The sequence below is a fragment of the Roseomonas indoligenes genome (assembly GCF_017813365.1).
Classification (GTDB): Bacteria; Pseudomonadota; Alphaproteobacteria; order Acetobacterales; family Acetobacteraceae; genus Roseomonas; species Roseomonas indoligenes.
This window is the reverse complement of record NZ_JAGIZA010000008.1, coordinates 208,920-231,142: the sequence shown is the minus strand read 5'-3', so window position 1 is coordinate 231,142 and position 22,223 is coordinate 208,920. Positions and strand designations below refer to the sequence as shown.

19 protein-coding genes are annotated in these 22,223 nt (G+C 71.2%); 5 read left to right on the top strand and 14 right to left on the bottom strand.

The features are described from left to right. Positions 1-368: type 1 periplasmic-binding domain-containing protein (locus tag J5Y10_RS15115; RefSeq protein WP_209374847.1), on the bottom strand; the 368-nt coding region annotated here is incomplete at its 3' end. A 535-nt stretch (positions 369-903) separates the two neighbouring features. On the opposite strand from J5Y10_RS15115, the gene J5Y10_RS15110 reads away from it, so the two are divergent. Further along, on the top strand, positions 904-1,605 hold the full coding sequence (locus tag J5Y10_RS15110) for a PEP-CTERM sorting domain-containing protein (RefSeq protein ID WP_209374846.1): 702 nt from the start codon (positions 904-906) through the stop codon (positions 1,603-1,605). A 113-nt stretch (positions 1,606-1,718) separates the two neighbouring features. On the opposite strand, the gene J5Y10_RS15105 is transcribed toward J5Y10_RS15110, so the two are convergent. Both J5Y10_RS15105 and upp read right to left on the bottom strand, forming a co-directional pair. Beyond that, the gene (locus tag J5Y10_RS15105) at positions 1,719-2,729 is read right to left on the bottom strand and encodes a YeiH family protein (protein WP_209374845.1); all 1,011 of its coding nucleotides are present in this window, start codon (positions 2,727-2,729) and stop codon (positions 1,719-1,721) included. A 105-nt stretch (positions 2,730-2,834) separates the two neighbouring features. Continuing rightward, entirely contained in the window at positions 2,835-3,479 is a 645-nt protein-coding gene (gene upp / locus J5Y10_RS15100; protein WP_209374844.1) for a uracil phosphoribosyltransferase, read from the bottom strand. 445 nt (positions 3,480-3,924) lie between these two features. Between upp and rfbB the strand changes: the two genes are divergently transcribed. Together rfbB and rfbA are read left to right on the top strand one after the other, a co-directional pair. Further along, positions 3,925-4,992, top strand: a complete 1,068-nt coding sequence (rfbB, locus tag J5Y10_RS15095; protein ID WP_209374843.1) for a dTDP-glucose 4,6-dehydratase — start codon at positions 3,925-3,927, stop codon at positions 4,990-4,992. 14 nt (positions 4,993-5,006) lie between these two features. Next, positions 5,007-5,879 (top strand): glucose-1-phosphate thymidylyltransferase RfbA, encoded by an 873-nt coding sequence (gene rfbA / locus J5Y10_RS15090; protein WP_209374842.1) that lies wholly within the window; start codon positions 5,007-5,009, stop codon positions 5,877-5,879. A gap of 22 nt (positions 5,880-5,901) precedes the next feature. Here the strand turns inward: rfbA and J5Y10_RS15085 are convergent, their stop codons facing one another. The 3 genes from J5Y10_RS15085 to ahcY all read right to left on the bottom strand — a co-directional run bounded on the left by J5Y10_RS15085 (position 5,902) and on the right by ahcY (position 10,524). Beyond that, positions 5,902-6,375: a cupin domain-containing protein gene (locus J5Y10_RS15085; RefSeq protein WP_209374841.1), complete on the bottom strand. Its 474-nt coding sequence runs from the start codon at positions 6,373-6,375 to the stop codon at positions 5,902-5,904. Further along, positions 6,368-8,965 (bottom strand): FtsK/SpoIIIE family DNA translocase, encoded by a 2,598-nt coding sequence (locus J5Y10_RS15080; protein WP_408901585.1) that lies wholly within the window; start codon positions 8,963-8,965, stop codon positions 6,368-6,370. The genes J5Y10_RS15085 and J5Y10_RS15080 overlap by 8 nt, the downstream gene beginning before the upstream one ends. Before the next feature lie 143 nt (positions 8,966-9,108). Then, entirely contained in the window at positions 9,109-10,524 is a 1,416-nt protein-coding gene (ahcY, locus tag J5Y10_RS15075; RefSeq protein ID WP_209374840.1) for an adenosylhomocysteinase, read from the bottom strand. A gap of 234 nt (positions 10,525-10,758) precedes the next feature. On the opposite strand from ahcY, the gene J5Y10_RS15070 reads away from it, so the two are divergent. Then, the gene (locus J5Y10_RS15070) at positions 10,759-12,003 is read left to right on the top strand and encodes a cupin domain-containing protein (RefSeq protein ID WP_280855212.1); all 1,245 of its coding nucleotides are present in this window, start codon (positions 10,759-10,761) and stop codon (positions 12,001-12,003) included. A gap of 51 nt (positions 12,004-12,054) precedes the next feature. Here J5Y10_RS15070 and J5Y10_RS15065 read toward each other — a convergent pair whose 3' ends face one another. The 7 genes from J5Y10_RS15065 to J5Y10_RS15035 form a co-directional block, all read right to left on the bottom strand. Next, complete coding sequence (locus tag J5Y10_RS15065; protein ID WP_209374839.1) at positions 12,055-13,404, bottom strand: amidohydrolase family protein; 1,350 nt, start codon at positions 13,402-13,404, stop codon at positions 12,055-12,057. A gap of 105 nt (positions 13,405-13,509) precedes the next feature. Further along, complete coding sequence (locus J5Y10_RS15060) at positions 13,510-14,595, bottom strand: aromatic ring-hydroxylating oxygenase subunit alpha (RefSeq protein WP_209374838.1); 1,086 nt, start codon at positions 14,593-14,595, stop codon at positions 13,510-13,512. 89 nt (positions 14,596-14,684) lie between these two features. Continuing rightward, positions 14,685-16,583, bottom strand: coding sequence for a phosphoenolpyruvate--protein phosphotransferase (gene ptsP / locus J5Y10_RS15055; RefSeq protein WP_209374837.1), 1,899 nt, complete (start codon positions 16,581-16,583; stop codon positions 14,685-14,687). Between the two features lie 68 nt (positions 16,584-16,651). Beyond that, entirely contained in the window at positions 16,652-16,984 is a 333-nt protein-coding gene (locus J5Y10_RS15050; protein ID WP_209374836.1) for an HPr family phosphocarrier protein, read from the bottom strand. Between the two features lie 14 nt (positions 16,985-16,998). Continuing rightward, positions 16,999-17,430, bottom strand: a complete 432-nt coding sequence (locus J5Y10_RS15045; protein WP_209374835.1) for a PTS sugar transporter subunit IIA — start codon at positions 17,428-17,430, stop codon at positions 16,999-17,001. A gap of 100 nt (positions 17,431-17,530) precedes the next feature. Beyond that, on the bottom strand, positions 17,531-18,439 hold the full coding sequence (rapZ, locus tag J5Y10_RS15040; protein ID WP_342452929.1) for an RNase adapter RapZ: 909 nt from the start codon (positions 18,437-18,439) through the stop codon (positions 17,531-17,533). A gap of 38 nt (positions 18,440-18,477) precedes the next feature. Beyond that, positions 18,478-18,963: an HPr kinase/phosphorylase gene (locus J5Y10_RS15035; RefSeq protein WP_209374834.1), complete on the bottom strand. Its 486-nt coding sequence runs from the start codon at positions 18,961-18,963 to the stop codon at positions 18,478-18,480. Between the two features lie 124 nt (positions 18,964-19,087). Between J5Y10_RS15035 and J5Y10_RS15030 the strand changes: the two genes are divergently transcribed. Continuing rightward, a complete protein-coding gene (locus J5Y10_RS15030) occupies positions 19,088-20,017 on the top strand; it encodes a serine/threonine dehydratase (protein ID WP_209374833.1) in 930 nt (309 codons plus the stop codon). Positions 20,018-20,084: 67 nt separating this feature from the next. On the opposite strand, the gene J5Y10_RS15025 is transcribed toward J5Y10_RS15030, so the two are convergent. Beyond that, a complete protein-coding gene (locus tag J5Y10_RS15025) occupies positions 20,085-22,088 on the bottom strand; it encodes a DUF6311 domain-containing protein (protein ID WP_209374832.1) in 2,004 nt (667 codons plus the stop codon). Positions 22,089-22,223: the final 135 nt, after the last annotated feature.

The following is a 22,223-nucleotide window of genomic DNA, read 5'->3' as shown; positions in this document are numbered from 1 at the left end:
AGCACGTCGATGCTCCGCGCCACGCCCGAGGACGGCGTCAGCGACACCGCAAAGCTGTGCCCCGACAAGGCAGACGACAGGTCCAGCGCAGGAGCCGTCGAGACAGGGCCAGTGCTGAGCACGGCCTCGACGCTGGCCCCGGCCTTCAGGTCCGGCCGGACTGCCGAGAGGACGGCCATCTTTACGGACCCGTCGTCATAAGTCGTCTTCACGTCCATCTGGACTGCGGAAATCGATCCTTTGATCGTCTCGACCAGTCCGGTGCCGCTCGGCAGTTCACCCCGGGCGAAGACCTGGCCGAAGGTAGCGGTTCCGCCGTCCAGGCGGCCCTGGCCGACATTCTCGTAAACAAGGCTGACAAGCCGCATCACTCACAATTCCTCACAGCAGGACAAGTATGCCGACCAGAAAGCCTGCCGACAGATGTTCCGATTCAAGAAAAAATAACGTCGGAAATCTTTACAGTCCTCGTAGATTCGGTTCGCACGCACAGCCTCTATGATACAAGTCACCGATCGATCAATGGTGAATCTCGTTAAGGCTTTGTTTGGATGGTGACCGGCTTTACTTCATGACAACCGGTTTAGAACGGGGTTTCGACGCCGTCCTGCAGGCACCTCGGCGCTGCAGCAGTCCTCATCATGGTCGGGCGCGGTCGCCGGCACCGATAGCTCAGCAAAGCCGCCACGGCGTGATAGTCAGCGATGTCCAAGGCTCGGCTGGACCAAACTTTTCATAACCGTCGTTGCGCTTGTCGTCCGGCTCGACCGACTGTCGGAACATCTTACACGTCGCGTTCGTTCGGTTTCCAATAACCAGCAAATCATTGATCTTTCAGACGAATTCTATCTGGCACAATGCTTGCCCTTAAGCGTGTGGATACCGCTATTGGAGAAGCCATTCATGCGTTCGTTCAAGACGTCCCTGCTCGCCGGCGCCGCTCTGGCCCTGCTGGGCGCCAGCGCAGCTCAGGCGGGCTCGTATAAGATCGCCGTCACCACTGGCCTCATTGGCAGCGGATTCGAGACGCTCAACACCCTGCCGGCCTTCTCCGGCCCGACGGCCTCGGCCACCTTCACCTACACGGGCGACCTGAACTTCAACAACACGGAGGCGCAGAACACCCCCTCGGGCAAGCTGGGCGACCTGAACAGCGGGTTCGGCTTCACCGCCGCGAACGTGTCGGGGTACGGCGGCGGCGGCAGTGTGACCTACCAGGGCACCCAGGTGGCCTACTTCAACACGGAAGCGCGGTTCATCTCCTCCAGCGGCAGCGTCGCCGGCTACGGCTACGGCTCCCACTATGCGATCACCCTGGGCAGCCTCGCGGCCGGCACCTCTCTCACCATCACCCATGATGATGGCATCAGCCTCTACCGGGATGGCGTGCGCGTTCCTGGCGGTGTCTCCGGCCCGACGAATGCCGTGACCGACACCTTCAGCAACCTCGCGGCCGGCACCTACACGCTCTACTACAGCCGGCAGAACGGCACGCCCTCCGTCCTGCAGGTGGCGGTGCCCGAGCCCACCTCGCTGGCGCTCTTCGGCGCCGGCCTGCTCGGCCTCGGCTATGTGCGCCGCCGGCGCAACAACCAGGCGGGCTGAACCTCGCCGCAGAAGGGCCGGGGAACACTCTTCCCCGGCCTTTCTTCTCGCAGCCACACCGACACCCCACCGCACATCGCCGGAGAAGCCGCCATCCCCCAGGGGGCGGCCGGTCAGCCCACTCCCAGCACGCGGATCAATCCCAGGCTGACCACCCCCAGCAGCAGCAGCGACGCCACCGCCGCCCCGACCACCCGCCCGCCGGCGCGCGCCACGGTCCGCACATCCACCCCCAGCCCCAGCGCGGCCATGGCGAGCACCGTCAGCGCCGTCGCCACGGTCGCCATCGGCCCCAGAAGCGCCGCCGGCAGCAGCTCAAGCGAGCGCAGCGCGGCCAGCCCGAGGAAGCCCAGGATGAACCAGGGCACCAGCCGCGAGAGCGGCGGCCGCGCCGCCCCCTGGCGCGGCGTGAGGAGGGAGAGCGCCACCACCACCGGCCCCAGCATCAGCACCCGCACCAGCTTCACCAGCGTGCCGATCTGCACGGCCAGCCCCCCCAATGGCGCGGTGGCGGCCAGCACCTGCGGCACGGCATAAACGGTCAGCCCGGCCAGCACGCCGTAAGGCCCGGCGCTCAGCCCCAGCAGGGGCGCCAGCAGCGGCAGGATCAGCACCACCACCACGCCCAGAACGGCGGTGAAGGCGATGGAGGCCGCCACGTCCTCGCCTTTCGCCCCCACCACCGGCGCCACGGCCGCGATGGCGGAATTGCCGCAGATCGAGTTCCCGCAGGCCACCAGCACCGCCAGCCGCGGTGCCAGCCCGAAGGCCCGGCCCAGGCCGTAGCTCGCGGGGATGGCCACCCCCACCACCACCGCGATCCCCAGCAGCAGTTCCCAGCCGACCGCCAGGATCGTCGCCGCGCTGAGGGAAGCGCCGAGCAGCACCACCCCCACCTCCAGCAGCATCTTGGCGGAGAAATCGATCCCCGGCTTCCAGCGCGGTCCGGGCCGCCAGGCCGTGCGGATGGCGCAGCCCAGCAAGATGGCCAGCACCAGCGTCTCCAGCCAGGCGCGCCCGAAGGCCACCTCCTCCAGCCGCGCAAGCCCCAGGGCGGTGAGCGACACGGCGGCACAGAGGGATACACCCGGCAGAAGCCGGGCCATGTGGTCGGTGGGTGTCATGGAATGGCAATCTCCGCCGGTGGAGTTGGACCGGCGAAAGCCACTCAACAAACGGATGAATCAGATCGGAACGATCGTCCTGCGCGATCCTTTCGCTTCCCCCGGCTACTTCGTCCCGAAGAGCCGGTCCCCCGCATCGCCAAGCCCGGGGCGGATATAGGCGTGCTCGTCCAGCACCCGATCCACCGCGCAGGCATAGACCGGCACGTCGGGATGCGTCCGTGCCAGCACGGAGACGCCCTCCGGCGCTGCCAGGAGGCAGGCGAAGCGGAGGTTGGCGCAGCCCGCCGCCTTCAGCCGCTCCAGCGCCGCCGCCGCCGAGTAGCCGGTGGCCAGCATGGGATCCACCACGATCACCAGCCGTTCCGCCACGTCCTCCGGCAGCTTCAGCAGGTATTCCACCGGCCGCTTCGTGATGGGATCCCGGTACATCCCGATATGCCCCACCCGGGCGGAGGGAACGAGGTCCAGCATCCCCGATGCGATCCCGTCCCCCGCTCGCAGGATGGAAACGATGCACAGCTTCTTGCCCACGATGGCCGGCGCCATCATCGGCTCCAGCGGCGTGTCGATCGGCACGTCCCGCACCGGCAGGTCCCGCGTCAGCTCATAGGCCATCAGCAGGCTGATCTCGCGCGCCAGCGCCCGGAACTCGCCGGTGGAGGTCTCGCGCCGCCGCATGATCGTCAGCTTGTGCTGCACCAGCGGGTGGGTGAGCAGCGTCAGCCTGGGGTGGTTCACCGGGTCCATCGCGCCGCGTCTCCTGCCCACCGGCCCCAGGGGGCGGGGCCGGCGCGGCCATCCCATAGCGCAGCCCCGCCCCGGGGCGAAGGCCGCGGCCCAAGCAACCTTGTTCTGGTCTCTCATCGAGGAAGGAGCCGCGGGCCGCTCTCGGAAGCGAACCGCAAGGCCACCATCGACCTGCTGCTCCAAGCCATCCTCGTGAACCGGCCCTGGGTCCGCACCCTGCTGGCCGAGACGCTGCAGAACCCCCAAGCGGTCCATGAGGACAGGGCGCCCGCGCCGGCCCCCGCCCGCCGGCAATTTCCCCCGGCGCCGTCCCGCCCTATAGGTGCAACAAAGGCCCGCGCGGCGCCCCGCCCCTGCCGCGAGGGGGCCGCAATGCCGGGTTAACCCTGTCCGCTCACCCCATCCCAGGTCGCAGCACCGCCCGACGAGGACCAATACCCCGACCATGCGCGTGATCGTCACCGGCGGCGCCGGCTTCATCGGCTCCGCCCTCGTCCGGCATCTGATCCTGGACCTCGGGCACGAGGTGCTGGTGATCGACAAGCTCACCTATGCCGGCGACCGGCGGACGCTGGCCCCCTGCGAGGGCCGCCCCGGCTTCGCCTTCCTCCAGGCCGATATCTGCGACGCCGAGCGGATGCGCACCGCCCTCGCGGAATACGCGCCGGACGCGGTGATGCACCTGGCGGCCGAGAGCCATGTGGACCGCTCCATCGCCTCCGCCGCCCCCTTCATCCAGACCAACGTGATGGGCACCTTCGCCCTGCTGGAAGCCGCCCGCGCCCTGGTGGGCGGCTACGACGCGGCCCGGCGCAACGCCTTCCGCTTCCTCCACGTTTCCACCGACGAGGTCTTCGGTTCCCTCGGCCCCACCGGCGCCTTCACCGAGGAGACGCCCTACGACCCGCGCTCCCCCTACTCCGCCAGCAAGGCGGGCTCCGACCACCTCGCGCGCGCCTGGCACGAGACCTACGGGCTGCCGACGATCGTCACCAACTGCTCCAACAACTACGGGCCCTACCACTTCCCGGAGAAGCTGATCCCGCTCGTCACCCTCAACGCGCTGGAGGGGAAGCCGCTCCCCGTCTACGGCGACGGCGGCAACGTGCGGGACTGGCTCTTCGTGGAGGACCACGCCCGCGCCCTGGTGGCCGCCCTGACCCGCGGCGTGCCCGGCGAGACCTACAACATCGGCGGAAGGGCGGAGCGCACCAACCTGCAGGTGGTGCACGCCATCTGCGATACGCTGGACCGCCTGCGCCCCGCCGCCGCCCCGCGCCGGGACCTCATCACCTTCGTGACGGACCGCCCGGGACACGACCGCCGCTACGCCATCGACCCCGCCAAGGCGGAGCGCGAGCTCGGCTGGCGCTCCACGGTCACCTTTGAGGGGGGCATCGAGCGCACCCTCCGCTGGTACCTGGAAAACGAGGCCTGGTGGCGCCCGCTGCGCGAGAAATACGCGGGCGAACGCCTCGGCCTCCTCCCCGATCCCGTGAAAGGCAAGGCTTGATGCCGGAAGCACCCATGAAGGGCATCATCCTCGCCGGCGGCAGCGGCACGCGCCTCTACCCCGCCACCATGGCCGTGTCGAAGCAGCTCCTGCCCGTCTACGACAAGCCGATGATCTACTACCCGCTCTCGGTGCTCATGCTCGCCGGGATCCGGGAGGTGCTGATCATCTCCACCCCGCATGACCTGCCCCTGTTCGAGCGGCTGCTTGGCACGGGCGAGCAGTGGGGCATCCGCCTCTCCTACATCGCCCAGCCCAGCCCGGACGGCCTCGCCCAGGCCTTCATCCTGGGAGAGGAGTTCCTGGCCGGTGCCCCCTCCGCCCTCGTGCTCGGGGACAACATCTTCCACGGCTACGAGCTGGACGAGCGGCTGGTGGAGGCCCGCAACAAGGGCCCCGGCGCCTCCGTCTTCGCCTATCGCGTCGCCGACCCCGAACGCTACGGCGTGGTGGAGTTTGACGAGAGCTACCGCGCCCTCTCGCTCGAAGAGAAGCCGGCGCATCCCCGCTCCGACTGGGCTGTCACCGGCCTCTACTTCTACGACGGCCGCGCCCCCGAGATGGCCCGCCGCGTGAAGCCCTCCCCGCGCGGGGAGCTGGAAATCACCGACCTCAACCGCCTCTACCTGGAGGAGGGGAGCCTGCGCGTCATCCGCCTCGGCCGTGGCTACGCCTGGCTGGACACCGGCACCCATGACAGCCTTCTGGAAGCCGGCGAGTACGTGCGCGCCATCGAGAAGCGCACGGGCATGAAGGTCAACGCGCCGGAGGAAGTGGCCTGGCGGATGGGCTTCATCGACGATGCCGCCCTCCGCGCCCTGGCGGCGAAGCAGAGCAAGAGCGGCTACGGTGCCTATCTGGAAGGCCTGCTGAACCAGCGGCGCTGACAGCGGGGACGCGGGCCGGGCGCTACCAGCCCGGCATCGCCCCGCCATTGACGGGATTGCCGCCCGGCAGAGGCACGGCGGCGATCCGCCGCGCCACCTCCGCCGCCTCGGAGGGATCGCCGCGCCGGATGTCGTAATCCGCCCCGCCGGGATAGGCGCCGACCACCTCGAAGTCGCCGCTCGCCCATTCCCGGCAATGCCCCACCCCGGCCGGGATCACCAGGGCATCCCCCGCGCGCAGCTCCACCACCTCGCCCGCCGGACCGCCGAAGCGGACCCGCGCGGTCCCGCGGGAGACGCCCAGCGCCTCATGCGCGTTACTGTGGAAATGGTGGTAGGCGAACACGCCGTCCGTCCAAGCATTGGACCAGCCATGAGCCGCGAAGTGGCGGGTGATGGCCCCGGCATCCCCCGCCAGCGCCCCGCGCCAGACCAGGAGCGGCAGCCGCGAATTCGGGATGCCACCGTCCGGCGCGAAGCGGTGCGCCTCAGTCATCCGCCCCCACCCGCTGCAGCACCTCGCGCTTGCCCACATGGTTCGCGGGCCCCACCACGCCCTCGCGCTCCATCTGCTCGATCAGCTTCGCCGCGCGGTTGTAGCCGATGTTGAGATGGCGCTGGACGAAGCTCGTGCTCGCCTTGCCCTCGCGGGACACCAGCGCGACAGCCTGCTCGTAGAGTCCCTTCTCGCCGCCATTGGCGGTGGCGTCGAAGACGGGGCCGGAATCCTCGTCCTCGTCGGTCTCGGTGACCTCCTCGATATAGGCGGGCTCGCCCTGCTCGCGCAGGTACTCCACCACGCGCTCCACCTCCTCGTCGGAGACGAAGGGGCCGTGCACGCGGTTCACCCGCCCGCCGCCAGCCATGTGCAGCATGTCGCCTTGACCCAGCAGCTGCTCCGCGCCCTGCTCGCCGAGGATGGTGCGGCTGTCGATCTTCGACGTCACGGCGAAGGAGATGCGCGTCGGGAAGTTCGCCTTGATGGTGCCGGTGATCACGTCCACCGAAGGCCGCTGCGTGGCCATGATCACGTGGATGCCGGCCGCGCGCGCCATCTGCGCCAGGCGCTGCACCGCCGCCTCGATCTCCTTGCCCGCCACGATCATCAGGTCCGCCATCTCGTCGATCACCACGACGATCATGGGAAGCGAGACGAGGTTCAGCGGCTGCTCCTCGAAGACCGGCTTGCCGGTCTCGGGGTCGAAGCCCGTCTGCACGCGGCGGGTGATCTGCTCGCCCCGGGCGTTCGCCGCCACCACCTTCTCGTTGTAGCCGCCGATGTTGCGGACGCCGAGCTGGCTCATTGCCTTGTAGCGACGCTCCATCTCCCGCACCGTCCACTTCAGCGCCCCGATCGCCTTCGGCGGCTCCGTCACCACGGGCGCCAGAAGGTGCGGGATGCGGTCGTAGACCGACAGTTCCAGCATCTTCGGGTCGATCATGATGAAGCGGCACTCATCCGGCCCGAAGCGGTAGAGCAGGGACAGGATCATCGTGTTGATCCCGACCGACTTACCGGAACCGGTGGTGCCGGCGATCAGCAGGTGCGGCATCCGCGCGAGGTCCGCCACCACGGGCGCCCCGCCGATGTCCTTGCCCAGCGCCAGCGGCAGCTTGCCGGGGTTACGCGCCCAGTCCTCCGCCTCCATCATCTCGGAGAAGAACACCATCTCGCGCTTGGCGTTCGGCATCTCGATGCCGATCACGTTGCGCCCGGGCACGGTGGCGATGCGCACGGCCAGCACGGACATGCTGCGCGCGATGTCGTCCGCCAGCCCGATCACGCGGGCGGACTTCGTGCCCGGCGCCGGCTCCAGTTCGTAGAGCGTCACCACCGGGCCGGGGCGGATATCCGCGATCTTGCCGCGCACACCGTAATCCTCGAGCACGGATTCCAGCAGCCGCGCATTCTCCTCCAGCGCCTCGCGGGAAGGGCCGTGGTCCCGGCGCGGCGGCGCGGGGGCCAGCAGCGAGAGCGGCGGCAGGCGGAACTTCCCGTCGTCGCCCTTCTTCACCGTCTCCCCGATCGGCAGGCGGCGCGGCGGCAGCACCCGGTCCGCGATGCGCGGCCCGCCCTCCTTCGCCTCCTCCGCCATGCGCTCCGCGACCCGCTCCATGGGGGCCTCCGGCGCGGGCTTCGGCACCCGGCGCGGCGCGGGCCGCGCGGCCGGCTCCTCCTCGGCAGCGGCATCGGCCGCGCGCAGCAACTGGGAAAGCTGCGGAGAGGGCTCCTGCCGGCGCCGGATCATCCCGGCCAGCGACTCCCCGAAACGGCTCGGCGCGCCCATCACCCGCGCCAGCAGCCCAGGCCGTTCCTCCGGCGCCGCCTCATGGTGGTGCATCCGCGCCCGCGCCATGCGGGCCTCCGCCGCCCGCGCGCGCGCCTGGGAACGGCGGCGCAGGATGTTCCCCGCCAGCCCATGCCCCCGCCGCGCCGCCACCCCGCCCGCACGCCGCCAGGAGGAGAGCGGGACCGCCAGCGCCAGCACGGTCGCCACCACCGCCATGGCTGCCAGTGCGGAATTCCCCACCACGGATCCCAGCGGCCCGAAGATGGCGCCGATCGTCTCGTCCACAGCGTCCCGCATCAGCGGCCCGACCGCGCCGCCCGCCGTGCCGCCCGGGAAGGGCGCCGGCAGCGGCGTGACGGAGAGAACGGCCGCCAGCAGCGGCAGCCCCGCCAGCAGCGCCGCGACCCGCAAGGGAAAGGGCGAGAGCCCGCGATGGGTGGAGAGGCGCAGCGCCCAGGTCAGCAGGCAGGCCGCCGGCAGCAGCCCCGCCCAGCCGAAGCCCTGCAGCAGCACGTCCGACACCATGGCGCCGAAGGGGCCCGCCAGGTTCGTCGGCGCCCGGCTCGTGGCGGTGGAGAGGGAGGGGTCGCCCGGGTTGTGGCTGGCCAGCGCCACCAGCACCGCCAGACCCAGCAGCCCCGCGATCATGCCGAGAAGCTGTGCGCCCCGCCGCGTCAGCGCAGCCCTCACGGCCGGGGAAGCGAAGCGGCGGATCCCCGCGGCCGTGCCGAAGGGATTCATGCCGGCCTCGGCCTCGATCGGAACGGCGGAGGCGGAACGGCTGGTGCGCGGCATGGTCTTCCCGGGCAGGTTTGAGGAACCGCGGGAAGGCTACACGATAAGCTCTTGGTTTTGGGGCCACACGTGAACAAAAAAAGCCCGGGGGAGTCGCCTCCCCCGGGCCCGGAGCGGGGCTTTCGCCCGGCCCGCTACGCGGCTCAGTAGCGGTAGAGCTCGGCCTTGAAGGGCCCCTGCTGCGCCACGCCGATATACTCGGCCTGCTGCTGGGTCAGCTTCGTCAGCTTCGCGCCCACCTTCTCCAGGTGCAGAAGGGCCACCTTCTCGTCCAGGTGCTTCGGCAGGGTATAGACCTGCTTCCCGTAGGCCGCGCCGTTGGTCCACAGCTCGATCTGCGCCAGGGTCTGGTTAGTGAAGGAAGCGGACATCACGAAGCTCGGGTGCCCCGTGGCGTTGCCCAGGTTCACCAGGCGCCCCTCGGAAAGCAGCGTGATCTTCTTCCCGTCGGGGAACTCGATCTCGTCCACCTGCGGCTTGATGTTCGTCCACTTGTAGTTGCGCAGCGCGGCCACCTGGATCTCGCTGTCGAAGTGGCCGATGTTGCAGACGATCGCGCGGTGCTTCATCGCGCGCATGTGGTCGGCGGTGATCACGTCCACATTGCCCGTGGCGGTGACGAAGATGTCGGCGCGCGGGGCGGCCTCCTCCATCGTCACGACGTCATAGCCCTCCATCGCCGCCTGCAGCGCGCAGATCGGGTCGATCTCCGTCACCATCACGCGGCAGCCCGCATTGCGGAGGGAGGCGGCCGAGCCCTTGCCCACGTCGCCGTAGCCGGCGATGCAGGCGATCTTGCCGGCCATCATCACGTCCGTGCCACGGCGGATGCCGTCCACCAGGGACTCGCGGCAGCCGTAGAGGTTGTCGAACTTCGACTTGGTGACGCTGTCGTTCACGTTGATCGCGGGGAAGAGCAGCTTGCCCTCCTTCGCCATCACGTACAGGCGGTGCACGCCCGTCGTCGTCTCCTCCGACACACCCTTGAGGGAGGCGGCGAGCTTGGCGAACCAGCCCGGCTTCTCCGTCAGCGTGCGGCGGATGAGGGCGAAGAACACCGTCTCCTCCTCGTTCGTCGCCTTGTCGAGGAAGGCGGTGTCGCCCTGCTCGGCGCGCAGCCCGTAATGGACCAGCAGCGTCATGTCGCCGCCGTCGTCCAGCAGCAGGTTCGGCTCGCCGCCATCGGCCCACTCGAGGGTGCGGCGCACATACTCCCAGTAGTCCTCCAGGCTCTCGCCCTTGATGGCGAAGACCGGCGTGCCGGAGGCCGCGATGGCGGCGGCCGCGTGGTCCTGGGTGGAGAAGATGTTGCAGGACGACCAGCGCACATCGGCGCCCAGCGCCTTCAGCGTCTCGATCAGCACGGCGGTCTGGATCGTCATGTGCAGGCAGCCCGCGATACGGGCGCCCTTCAGCACCTGGGCCGGGCCGTACTCACGGCGCGTCGCCATCAGGCCGGGCATCTCGTCCTCGGCCATCTCGATCTCCTTGCGGCCCCACTGGGCGAGGGAGAGATCGGCGACGACGTAGTCGGTCTTGGGGGGCAGGGAGTCGGGCATGTCGGGCGGGCCTTCCGGAATCGGGAAGTCGCGTATCACGCGCGGACACCCCAGGCCAAGGGCTTAAGCCATATCAGGATATGTTTATGTCGATTTGGGTGCACCGCACCAACCCGTGTTGTTCATGGCCGGAAGATCATCCCAGCGCCCATGGAAGTGTCATCTGACACTGCCCCCATCAGGAGGGCACGGCCCCGCGCCGCGCGCCACAGACCTGAACAGCGAGCAGAGACAATGACCGATCCGGTATCCCGCCGCGCCATGATCGCCAGCGCTGCCGCGGTGGGAGCCCTCGCCCCCGCCCTGGCCCCGACTATGGCGAACGCTCAGGCCCCGGATCCCACGCCGCAGCCCAGCCGCGGCCCCGGGCGCGGCGGCAACGATCCCGGCCCCCGCAATCTCGCCCGGGACCGCGCCAACCCGGACATGCTCAACCCGCCCGCCACCGACCACGGCACCCTGCCCAACCTCCGCTTCTCCTACGCGGACGCCCATGTCCGGCAGGAGAGCGGCGGCTGGACCCGCCAGGTCACGGTGCGCGAGCTCGGCGTCTCCAACGACATCGCCGGCGTGAACATGCGCCTCAACTCCGGCGGCGTGCGGGAGCTGCACTGGCACAAGGAAGCGGAGTGGGCCTACATGCTCTACGGCCGCGCCCGCATCACCGCCATCGATGCGCAAGGCCGCCAGTTCGTGGACGATGTCGGCGTCGGCGATCTCTGGTACTTCCCCGGCGGCACCCCGCACTCCATCCAGGGCCTCGGCGAGGATGGCTGCGAATTCCTCCTCGTCTTCGATGACGGCCACTTCGACGAGGACAGCACCTTCCTCATCAGCGACTGGCTCCGCCGCGTGCCGCCCGACGTGCTGGGCAAGAACTTCGGCGTCCCCGCCAATCTCTTCGGAAACACGCCGAGCCCGGACGAGCTCTATATCTTCAAGGCCCCGCTGCCCGGCCCGCTGGAGGCGGACCGCATGCCCGTGGCGCAGGTCCCCTCGGACGCGAACTTCAGCCACCGCATGCTCGCGCAGAACCCCATTCGCACGCGCAGCGGCACCGTCCGCATCACCGATTCCTCGGTCTTCAAGGCTTCCAAGACCATCGCCGCCGCCCTGGTGGAGCTGGAGCCCTGCGGCCTGCGGGAGCTGCACTGGCACCCCAACACGAACGAGTGGCAGTACTATATCGAGGGCCAGGGCCGCATGGGCGTCTTCGCCGCCTCCGGCCAGGCGCGCACCTTCGACTTCGCGGCCGGCGACGTGGGCTACGTCCCCTTCGCCACCGGCCACTACATCGAGAACACCGGCACCACCCCGCTGCGCTTCCTCGAGATGTTCCGCAGCGATTATTACGCCGACTTCTCGCTGAACCAGTGGATGGCACTGACGCCGCCGCAACTCCTCCAGTCCCACCTGAAGCTGGACGATCAGGTGATGAAGGCGCTGAAGCGCGACAAGTCGCCCGTGGTGCCGGCCTGAACGCGGCCAGGAATCCGGCGGGAGAGGGCGGCGCCCTCTCCCGCCAGGGGATCAGGTGATGGCGCCCGCCACTTCCCGCCCGGCCCCGTAGACGCGGGCGATGCGGCGGGTGTTGCGGATGTCCGCCAGCGGATCGGCCTCCAGCACGACGAGGTCGGCGCGCAGCCCGTCCCGCACGCTGCCGCGGTCGGCGAGGCCGAGCAGCTCCGCCGAACGGGCGGTGGCGATGCCGAGGGCCTGGGCGGGGGTGAGGCCGGCCTCCACCATCAGCTCCAGTTCCCGGTGCTCCGCGAAGCCCTGGACACGCAACGGGGTGCCGCCGGAATCCGTCCCGAAGGCCACGGGAATCCCGGCGTCGTGGACGCGCTTCAGATTCAGCTTGTTGATCCGCACGTCCGAGCGGCGCGGGGCGGCGCGGCCGAGCTGCGCCGCGCGCCAAGCCGGGTCCCGCATCCGCCCGATCATCCCGGGCCCTAGCGCGGCACGCAGGAACGGGTCCTCGGTGATCGCGGGGTCGTCGGCGTAGATGTACTCGGCCTCGTCGATCTGGATCGTCGGGATGTACCAGGTGCCGCGATCGCGCATGAGAGCGAGGAGGCCGTCGTCGATCTCCTTGTCGCGGATGCCATGGGCCAGGATGTCCACCCCAGCCTCCACGGCGAGGCGGGCCTGGGAGAGGTCGTGGATATGGGCCGCGACCTTCAACCTCCGCGCATGGGCGGCCTCGACAGCGGCGCGGGCCATCTCCGGCGTCATCTGCGGCACGGTGTCGCCGAGCCCGTCGATCCAAACCTTCACGAGGTCGATGCCCTTGTCGGCAAGGTCGTTCACGCCCTGGCGCATGGCGGCGGGGTTCGCGGGGCGGATGACCTGGTCGTCGGCCAGGTTCATCGGGCCGGCGGGCGGCGCGCCCTCCGGCATGCCCAGGCCGGGGCCGGCGCCGAGGAGCAGCGCGCCGGGCAGGCGGCCGGCGCGGCTCTCGGCGCGCAGTTCATGGAACAGGGGGGCATTGAGGCCGAGCGAGGCGGCGGCGCCGATGCCGAAGGCCTGGTAGCGCCGCAGCTGCGCCTCGACATTCTCCCGCGTGTAGTACTGGCGGCCGGAGGTGGCGTCGGAGGCGTGGCCGATATGGGAGTGCGCCGCGATCATCGCGGGAATGACGTAGCGGCCGGAGAGGTCCACGCGCTGGGCGGCATCCGGCGCCGTGCCGGCCCCGAGGATGCGAATGGTCCCGCCGGCCATCAGCAGGCGGGCGGGGCCGGTCATGGCGCGCCCGTCGAAGTAGCGGACATTGTCCAGCAGGATGGGCGCTGCCGCCTGGGCCTGGGCCCGGGCGGGGGACAGGCGCGCGAAGGGCAGGCCGGCAAGGGCCATGGCAAAGCTGCGGCGGGCGAGACGCATGGACGTTTCCCTGTATCGTTTCTTTTGCCGGAGGATGCGCGCCCGCCGCCCGGCCGTCCACCGGAAGAGGTGCCGGGGGCAGCCTGCGCCCCGGGCCTCCGTGACTTAAGGAATGGAGGCTCCCCCGCGCTCCCGCAGAAGCGTCCGCAGGTTGCGGATCACCGGGAAGACCTCCTGGTTCCAGTCCTCCCCCTGCGCGTCATGCGCCGCCTGCTCCATTTCCACGATCTCGCGGTCCTCCTTGAAGATCCGCTCGGTGAAGAGGATCAGCACAGGCCACCCCGCCTCCAGCAGCCCAGGAATCTTCGGCCGCTTGATGGAGAGCAGCCCGAAGGTCCGGTTCCGCTTCTGCTCGGCATCGGTGGGCACGTAGGCGATCCACAGGTTCATCACCGGCGCGTCGTCGCCCGTCTGGATCTTCAGGGTCTGGTACGGATACTCCGTCCGGATCGTCATCAGGTCCTTCTGCGCCGTGGAGGCCTCCGTCCCCACCGCGCGGCGCTCCCCGAAGATCGCCGCCTCCGCCCAGGGCTGCTTTCCGCCCACGCGGGAAAAGGTGTAGCGCGCCTCCACGAAATCCTCGCCCTTGGCCCCGCCCATGTAGCGCGGGACCATGTTGCCCATCTGCTTCCGGTGCAGGAACTGATGGTTCATGTCCATCAGGTTCTCGTGCATGAAGCTGTAGTGGCAGCCCACCTCGCGCCCGAAGCGCCGCGTCTTGTAGGCGGGGTCCGCGACCGATCCGAACCCGGGCAGCGGCACCGTCTCCGCCAGCGCCGGATCGCCGGGGAAGACCAGGATCAGCCCCTCCACCTCGCGGCAGGGATAGGCGCGCACCCCGTTGGGCAGCTTGCCCTTGCCGAGATAGGGCACGTCCGTGCACTGGCCGCTCTGGTCATAGGCCCAGCCGTGGTAGCCGCAGCGGATCGCGCAGCCCTCCACCACGCCCTTGCTCAGCATCACCTGGCGGTGCGCACAGCGATCCTCCAGCGCGAAGACCGGCCCCTGCTTCGGCCGCACCAGCACGATCGGCTCCCCGGCGAAGCGCACGGCCAGCGCCTTGCCGGGCTTCAGCTCCGTGGACCAGGCCAGCGGATACCAGTGGTCCCGGTTCACGCCCACGCGGCGCAGGTCCCGCTCCCGGTCCCGCCCGTTGCGGACCTCCGCGAGCACAGAAACGGCCTGATCCATCGAACCTCGCTTCCCAGGACCGGCCCGGGGGCCCCGCGGTCCAGGGCCCGAGATTGCCACGGATCGCGCCGCGCGTCAGGGCTCGGGGATCAGCCCTTCTCGCCGGGCACGAAGCCCATCACCAGTTCCTGGATCCGCTTCGGGTCGCTCTGCTCCATCACCCGGCGCGCGAAGCGGGCGCAGTCATCCACGTTCAGGCTGCGGACCATCTGCTTCACCCGCGGGATGGCGCTGGCATTCATCGAAAGGCTGCGCAGCCCCAGCCCCATCAGCAGCGGCACCAGCCGGGGATTCCCCGCCATCTCCCCGCAGACGGAAACCGGCATCCGCAGCCGCAGCGCCGCCTCGGTCGCGAACTGGATCAGCCGCAGCACCGCCGGGTGCAGGGGATCGTACAGGTGGGCGACCTCCGCCTCCGCCCGGTCCACCGCCAGCGTGTACATGGCCAGGTCGTTGGTCCCGATCGCGAAGAAATCCGCCTCCAGGGCGATGGCGTCCGCCGCCAGCGCCGCGCCCGGCGTCTCAATCATCGCGCCCAGCGCCGGCAGCTTCTCCGGCAGGGTCACGCCGCGGCGCCGCACGCGCTTGACCACGCGGTCGTAGATCTCCCGCGCCTCCCGCACCTCCTCGGGGATCGTCACCATCGGCAGCAGCACGCGCACCGGACCCAGCGACGACACGCGCAGGATCGCGGCGAACTGCACCTCCAGCAGCTCCGGCCGGCGCAGCAGCATGCGGATGCCGCGCAGCCCCAGCGCCGGGTTCGGCCCGGCATGGAAGGGCTCCACCCCTTCGGACAGCGCCTCCATGTCCTTCTCGCCGCCCCAGTCCAGCACGCGGATGGTCACGCCCGCCCCGTCCGTGCCCTCCACGATCTGGCGATAGGCCTCGTAATGGGCCTCCTCGTCCGGCAGGCCCTGGCGGTTCATGAACAGGAACTCGGTCCGCAGCAGCCCGATGCCCGCCGCCCCCGCCTGCGCGATCAGCGGCAGCTCCGCCGGGATCTCCAGGTTCGCCTGGAGCTCCATCTCCTCGCCGTCGGTCGTCACGGAGGGCAGGCGCCGCAGCTTGCCCAGCCGCGTCCGCTCCTTCGCATAGGCCGCGATGCCCTGGCGCCCCTCGGCCAGCGCTTCCTTCCCCGGGCGCAGCACGATGGTGCCCGCGCGCCCGTCCAGCACCGCCTGATCCCCGCGGGAGAGCGCGTTGGTCAGCCCGGGCAGCCCCAGGACGCTCGGGATGCCCAGCGCCCGCAGCATGATGGCCGTGTGCCCGTCAGCCCCGCCCTCCTCGGTGGCCACGCCCGCGATGCGGGAGGGGTCGAGCAGCGCCGCATCCGCCGGCGTCATCTCCTCAGCGACGAGGATGGAGCCCTCCGGCACCTCCTTGAAGGACCGGAAGCCGGACTGCGTCAGGTTCCGCGTCAGGCGGCGCGCGATCTCGTGCACCTCGCCCGCGCGGCGGCGCAGCCCGGCCTTGTCGTCGTCCTTCGCGGCCAGGATCGCGCCCGCGATCGCGTCCGCCTCGTCGCTCACGGCCGTCTCGGCGGAAAGCAGTTCCGCCTCGATCCGCTTGCGCGCCCCGCGGATCAGCCGGCTCTCGCCCAGCATCATCGCATAGGCGTCCAGCAGCGGCTCCAGCTCCTCCTGCGCCTCCTCGGGCAGGATCGCCAGCCGCGCCTTCAGCTTGCCCACCTGCTTGCGGGAAGTGGCGACGGCCGTCGTCAGCCGCCCGCGCTCCTCCTCCACCTTCGCGGCGGTGATGGTGCGGCGCGGGGCGGCGGCCGGCGCCGCATCCACGTCGAAGATCGGCCCGATGGCCACGCCCGGGGAGATGGCGATGCCCTTGATCGTCACCTCGCGCGCCCGCCGCCCGGCCTTGCGCGCCTCGGCCGCCTTCAGCTCGGCAGCCTTGTCGGTGGCCTTGCCGTCGCGCGTCTCCGCGGACTTCCCGTCCGTGGGGCGCGGTGCGGCAGGTCCGTCCGTCTTCATCAATCCCTCCGTCCCGGCCTCCTGCCGGGATGGCCACCCCTTACGGGCGGCTGGCCGCCAACAAACGGTCAGTCCTCGTGAAAGCCAGCCTCGATGAGCGCGGCCACCTCGTCCAGCGCCTCCCGCGCATCCCAGCCCTCGGCCTCGAGCACGATCGTGGCACCCTTGCCCGCGCCGAGCATCATCAGCCCCATGATGGAGCAGGCCGGCACCGTCTGTCCCTCATGCGTCACGGACAGGCAGGAGCAGTGCTTCTCCGCCAGGGTCACCAACTTCGCCGCGGCGCGCGCGTGCAGCCCGCGCTGGTTGCGGATGACGAGGCTGCGTCTCAGCGGCATCGGCGCGCCCTCCGGCTTCGGGCCCCCGGGCAGGTTCGGGGCAGAGGTGGTGTTCACGCCCATCGCTTCTCTCCCCGTCAGCCGCGCCGCGCGGAGCAGAGCTCGCCCGCGGTGGCCATGTACTTCCGCCCGGCATTCACCGCGTGGTCCACCGCCTCGGCCAGCGGCTCCGTCCCGCGCACGCGGGCCAGCTTCACCAGCAAGGGCAGGTTCACGCCCGCGATCACCTCCACCTGGTGCCCGCCGCAATCCGGCCCGCTGCAGAGCCCCTTCATGGAGGCCGCGAGATTGGATGGCGTGCCACCAAACATGTCGGTCAGCACGACCACCCCATCGCCCTGGTCGACCTGGTCCACCGCCGAGCGGATGTCGCCGCGGCGGCTCTCCATGTCGTCCTCGGGGCCGATGCAGATGGTCGAGACGTGCTTCTGGGGGCCCATGACGTGCTCCATGGCGAGGCGAAGCTCCTCGGCCAGGCGACCATGGGTGACAAGGACAAATCCGATCATCGGTGGTCCGGAACGGCCGCCTCCCGGGGGGAGGACTGGGCCGCAAAGGGGATGTTCATGGGGGGGGCGGCCGGGTCATGCGCGGCCGGAATGGTTTCGGTCATGCTCTGAGCATCGATATGGGGTGCAGGTGGGCCCGTTGGGAGTCGGCGGCGGGGATCGCCTCCCGGATTCCCAGCTCCCGATGGGTCAGCTCCACCGGCCAGCCGGCTTCGGCCAGGTGCCGCGCCAGCCGCTCCGTCGCCAGGACCGAGCGGTGCTTGCCGCCGGTGCAGCCCAAAGCCAGCGTCAGATACTTCTTGCCGCCCGTTTCATAGGCCGGCAAGAGCGGGTCCAGCAGCGCCGTCATGCGCCCCCAGAATGGGCCCCAGGCCGGATCCGCCTCGATATAGGCCGCCACCGGCGCGTCCCGCCCGGTCATCGGCCGCAGCGCCGGGTCGTAATGCGGGTTCCGCAGGAAGCGCAGGTCGATCACCAGGTCCGCCTCCCGGGGCAGCCCGCGCGGATAGGCGAAGGACTGCACGGTCACGGACATCCCCGCCTTTCCCGCCGGCCCGTAGCGCCGTTCGATCATCCGCCGCAGCTCCGGCATGGGCAGCTCGGAGGTGTCGATCACCCAGTCCGCCGCCTCGCGCAGGGGGGCCAAAGCCTCCTCCTCCCGCGCGATGCCGTCCCCCACCCCGCCGCTCGCGACCCCGGCCGGGGTCAGCGGATGGCGCCGCCGCGTCTCGGAGAAGCGGCGCAGCAGCACCTCCTCCGAGGAATCCATGAAGACCAGCTCCGGTGCCGCGGCCCCCCGCGCCCGCAGCGCGTCCAGCCCGGCCAGCAGCGCGGTGGCATCGAAGCCCCGCGTGCGTGTGTCCACCCCGATCGCCAGCGGCCCCGCCCCGGCACCGGAGAGAAGCTCGCCCAGGATGGCCAGCGGCGGGTTGTCCACCGTCTCCATCCCGAGATCCTCCAAGACCCGCAGGGCCGAGGACTTCCCCGCGCCCGACAGGCCGGTGACCACCACCACCGGGCGCGGCGGCAGCTTGTGGGCGGGCGCGCTCAGGGCCGGCGTTCCAGGCGCGGCGCACGTTCCAGCGCGCCGGCGCGGCAGGCGATCCGCCCGGCGATCGCGTCCAGGGCCATCTCCAGAACGAACGGCACGGAAGCGTCCGGCGCATGGACGGCGATCCGCGGCAGGGCATGGCCCAGGGCCTCGTAGCGGGCCGGTTCCGGCAGCCGGGGCACCTCCCCACGCGCCACGCAGTCCACGGCGAGCGCCAGCGGCGCCTCCCCCTCCGAAGCCAGCCCTTCCATCACCCCGAGCCCGCGCACCTCGATCATCCCGCGCAGCGCCTCGGGCGCCGCGGCGCGCAGGGCATCGCCCCCGTCCCGCAGCACAACCTGATCATCGGCCACGAGCCGCCACCCCCCGCCCGTAAGGCGGAGAAGAAGGTCGGACTTGCCCGCGCCCGGCGGGCCCAGCAGGAGAACCCCCTGGAGGAGGCCCCCCGCATCGCGTGCGGCGCAACTGCCGTGTTGCAGCATGGCTGGACGGTGACACCCCGGACAGGCGCGGGAACGTGACAGAAATCCGGCGGCGGCGGAAGCGGCCCCATCGGGAGGTTCCGAGGGTGGACAGGACCCCCGCCCCGGCGCCATCCCACGGGCCATGACAACGCGCCCCGCCATCGAAGCCGCCGCCGCCCGCATCGCCCCCCATATCCGCCACACCCCCGTCCTCGCCCTGCCCGGCGCCGCCCTGGGCGCCCCGTGCGATGTGGCACTGAAGCTCGAGTCGCTGCAGGTCAGCGGCTCCTTCAAGGCCCGCGGCGCCTTCAACGCCCTCCTCCAGGCCGAGGGACCGGCACGCGGCGTCATCGCGGCCTCCGGTGGCAATCACGGCGCCGCCGTCGCCCACGCCGCCGGCGCCCTCGGCATCCCCGCCGAGATCTTCGTTCCGGCCATTGCCGCCCCCTCCAAGGTCGCCCGCATCGCGGAGGCCGGGGCCCGCGTGGTCCAGGGCGGGGACACCTATGCCGAAGCCTTCGCCGCCAGTGAGGCCCGCCGGGCCGAGACGGGCGCCCTCTCCGTCCACGCCTATGACCAGGCGGAGGTCCTGGCCGGCCAGGGCACCCTCGCCCGGGAACTGGAAGCCGACCTGCCCGGCCTGACCCATGTGCTGGTGGCCGTCGGCGGCGGCGGCCTCATCGGCGGCATCGCCGCCTGGTTCGCCGGAACCGGCGTGAGCGTGGTGGCGGTGGAGCCGGAAGGCTGCCCCACCCTTCACACCGCCCTCGCCGCCGGCCAACCCGTGGACGCCCCCGTCGGCGGCCTCGCCGCGGACAGCCTCGGCGCCCGCCGCGTCGGCAGCCTCATGTTCCCCATCGCGCAGGGCGTCCTCCGCGACTCCGTCCTGGTCACGGACGAGGCCATCCGCGACGCCCAGCGCCGCCTCTGGTCGGCCGCCCGCGTGGTGGCGGAACCCGGCGGGGCCACGGCACTCGCCGCCCTCCTCTCCGCTGCCTGGACACCGCCCCCGGGCGCGCGGGTCGGCGTCCTGGTCTGCGGCGGGAACTGCGATCCTGGGTCCGTGGCCTGACAGGGCAGGATAGTCCTGACCGTAGCGAGCCAAAGGCTCAAGTCCGGTCCTCGGAGCCGCCGCGTCCTCACTCCAGCCCGCGCAACCGCAGGCCCGCCCGCCGCACCGGCGCCGCCAGCCCCCGCGCGCCCGGGTCTACCGGCCGATAGAGATCGAAGGCCAGCCGCACCGGCCCGGAGGGGATCTCCACCTCCACCACCGTCTCCGCCAGGTCCGGCAGCGAGAGGGGGACTGGCTCCGCATCGTTGACCCGCAGCTCCGCCGCCCGCGCCTCGCCCGCGCGGCGCCCGATCCCCTCCAGCGCCAGCCGCAGCCGGCGCGGAGGGCCGGGGTTGCGGAACAGCAGCGTCGCCCGAGGCCCCTCGGTCCAGGCCAGCCCCTCGGCCCGCACCCACCCCGTCCCGAGCGCCTCCGGCAGCCGCGCCTCCGGCAGGGCGTCGCCGGGCGGCAGCACCTCCCCGGCCAGGGCCAGCCCGCGGGCGCAGAGCACAGCCGCCCCTTGCCGCCGGCAGGTCGCATCGTCGCCCAGCGCCGCCGGCCGCAGCGCCGCGATCGCCGGCTCGACCAGCAGCCGTACCTCGCCGACACGCAAGGGCAGTTCCAGCGCGTCGGAAAGCCCGGATTCGCAGTTGAACCAGCGCGGCTGGCGGGAGGCGCGGATATCGGCCAGCGCCGCCCCCTGCCGAACCGCCTGAAGCCGCGCCCGCTCCACGATGGAGGAGGGCAGCCCCGGCGCCGGGCAGACCGGCGCGGTGCGAAACAGGGTCATCCCCTCCGGCATCGCCGGAAGGGGCGGCAGCCCCGGCTCGCCCTCCGCCAGCCGCTGATGCACCTGCTGCAGCAGCGGCCAGGCATCCGCCGCCTGCAGCCCCAAGGCCAGGGCCAGCAGCGGCAGCAGCGCCCGCAGCGGCAGCCGCCGCGCCAGCCAGGCCAGCGGCGCCAGGGCCAGCATGTATCCCACCGGCCAGAAGGCCCGGCCGGAGGCGCGGACGATCCCGAAGATCTGGTCCCATGGCCAGGCCGGCAGGGGCAGGACGAGGTGCCCGCCCGCATAGGCCCGCGGCGTGACGGCCACCGCCGTCAGCCCGAGCCCGAGGATCAGCAGCGGCAACCCCGCCCGCCAGCCGCGCCACCAGCCCAGCGCCAGCGCCAAGGCCAGGATCAGCAGCACCCCGGCGCCGAGATAGTTGAAGCCCTCATAGGCCCCGCCCGTCCCATCCAGCACCGCCCCGCCGAACAGGCCGGAGAGCTGCGGCCAGACCGGCGAGAGCAGGTCCATGGAATAGTAGCCATAGCCCCGGTCCGCCCCGCCCGTGCTCCCGCTCAGCACCCGGAACAGCAGCACCGGCAGCGCCAGGATCAGCAGGAACCGCCCGGCCTCCCGCCACCACCCCGCCCGGCCCGCGGGATGGGCGCGCAGCAGCGGCGCGGTCAGCACGGCCGCCGCGAAAAGGAAGTTGTAGGGGTGAGTCAGAATGGCCAGCGCCAGCACCGCCACCGAGGGCAGGAAAGGCAGCCGGCCCGGCCGCAGCACCGCTCGCGCGGCCAGCCCCAGCGCGGCCAGCAGCAGGAAGTGCCCGAGCAGGTTCACATGCCCCAGCCGGAACAGCATCGTCGGCCAGAGCAGCGCGATCGCCCCCGCCGCCCCCGCGGCCGCCACGCCGCGCCACCCCTCAGGCACGCCGAAGCCCCGCAGCGCGAAGACCGCCGCCACCGGCTGCAGCAGCCAGCACGCCCCCAGCCAGGCGCCGAGAAGGTTCACCGGATGCCCCGCCAGCGGCGCCGCCACCGCCTTCGCCAGCAGCGAGGCGAGCGGGTTGCTGTCCGTCATGGCCACACTCAGCCCCTGCGGCCAAAAGAGCTGCCGCGTGACCAGCAGCGGCCAGCGCCAGGCATCCGCCTGGAAGGCCAGATGGCCGGAAAGGTTCTGGGATCCGTCCGTGCCGGTGTGCCGCCAAAGCCCGCCCGTGCCGGCCACCACCTCCAGGCCCAGCAGCCCGAGCACGGCGCCCAGCCCCATCAGAGCGGCCAGGCCGTAGGAAAGGCGGCGCGCGGCACCCGAACCCATCATGCGCTGGAAGCCCCGTCCCCGACCGGGGGCGGGATATCCGTGCGGGGGCCCGGCGCGTCAATGCCACGCGCCCTCAACGCCGGGGCAGCATGGCCGCCAACGAAAAAGGGCCGCCGGATGATCCGGCGGCCCCAT

Bases quoted from the DNA above. Each gene is read 5' to 3' on its own strand.
- J5Y10_RS15110 (WP_209374846.1), top strand. From the start codon at position 904: ATGCGTTCGTTCAAGACGTCCCTGCTCGCCGGCGCCGCTCTGGCCCTG.
- J5Y10_RS15105 (WP_209374845.1), bottom strand. From the start codon at position 2,729: ATGACACCCACCGACCACATGGCCCGGCTTCTGCCGGGTGTATCCCTC.
- upp (WP_209374844.1), bottom strand. From the start codon at position 3,479: ATGGACCCGGTGAACCACCCCAGGCTGACGCTGCTCACCCACCCGCTG.
- rfbB (WP_209374843.1), top strand. From the start codon at position 3,925: ATGCGCGTGATCGTCACCGGCGGCGCCGGCTTCATCGGCTCCGCCCTC.
- rfbA (WP_209374842.1), top strand. From the start codon at position 5,007: ATGAAGGGCATCATCCTCGCCGGCGGCAGCGGCACGCGCCTCTACCCC.
- J5Y10_RS15085 (WP_209374841.1), bottom strand. From the start codon at position 6,375: ATGACTGAGGCGCACCGCTTCGCGCCGGACGGTGGCATCCCGAATTCG.
- J5Y10_RS15080 (WP_408901585.1), bottom strand. From the start codon at position 8,965: ATGCCGCGCACCAGCCGTTCCGCCTCCGCCGTTCCGATCGAGGCCGAG.
- ahcY (WP_209374840.1), bottom strand. From the start codon at position 10,524: ATGCCCGACTCCCTGCCCCCCAAGACCGACTACGTCGTCGCCGATCTC.
- J5Y10_RS15070 (WP_280855212.1), top strand. From the start codon at position 10,759: ATGACCGATCCGGTATCCCGCCGCGCCATGATCGCCAGCGCTGCCGCG.
- J5Y10_RS15065 (WP_209374839.1), bottom strand. From the start codon at position 13,404: ATGCGTCTCGCCCGCCGCAGCTTTGCCATGGCCCTTGCCGGCCTGCCC.
- J5Y10_RS15060 (WP_209374838.1), bottom strand. From the start codon at position 14,595: ATGGATCAGGCCGTTTCTGTGCTCGCGGAGGTCCGCAACGGGCGGGAC.
- ptsP (WP_209374837.1), bottom strand. From the start codon at position 16,583: ATGAAGACGGACGGACCTGCCGCACCGCGCCCCACGGACGGGAAGTCC.
- J5Y10_RS15050 (WP_209374836.1), bottom strand. From the start codon at position 16,984: ATGGGCGTGAACACCACCTCTGCCCCGAACCTGCCCGGGGGCCCGAAG.
- J5Y10_RS15045 (WP_209374835.1), bottom strand. From the start codon at position 17,430: ATGATCGGATTTGTCCTTGTCACCCATGGTCGCCTGGCCGAGGAGCTT.
- J5Y10_RS15035 (WP_209374834.1), bottom strand. From the start codon at position 18,963: ATGCTGCAACACGGCAGTTGCGCCGCACGCGATGCGGGGGGCCTCCTC.
- J5Y10_RS15030 (WP_209374833.1), top strand. From the start codon at position 19,088: ATGACAACGCGCCCCGCCATCGAAGCCGCCGCCGCCCGCATCGCCCCC.
- J5Y10_RS15025 (WP_209374832.1), bottom strand. From the start codon at position 22,088: ATGATGGGTTCGGGTGCCGCGCGCCGCCTTTCCTACGGCCTGGCCGCT.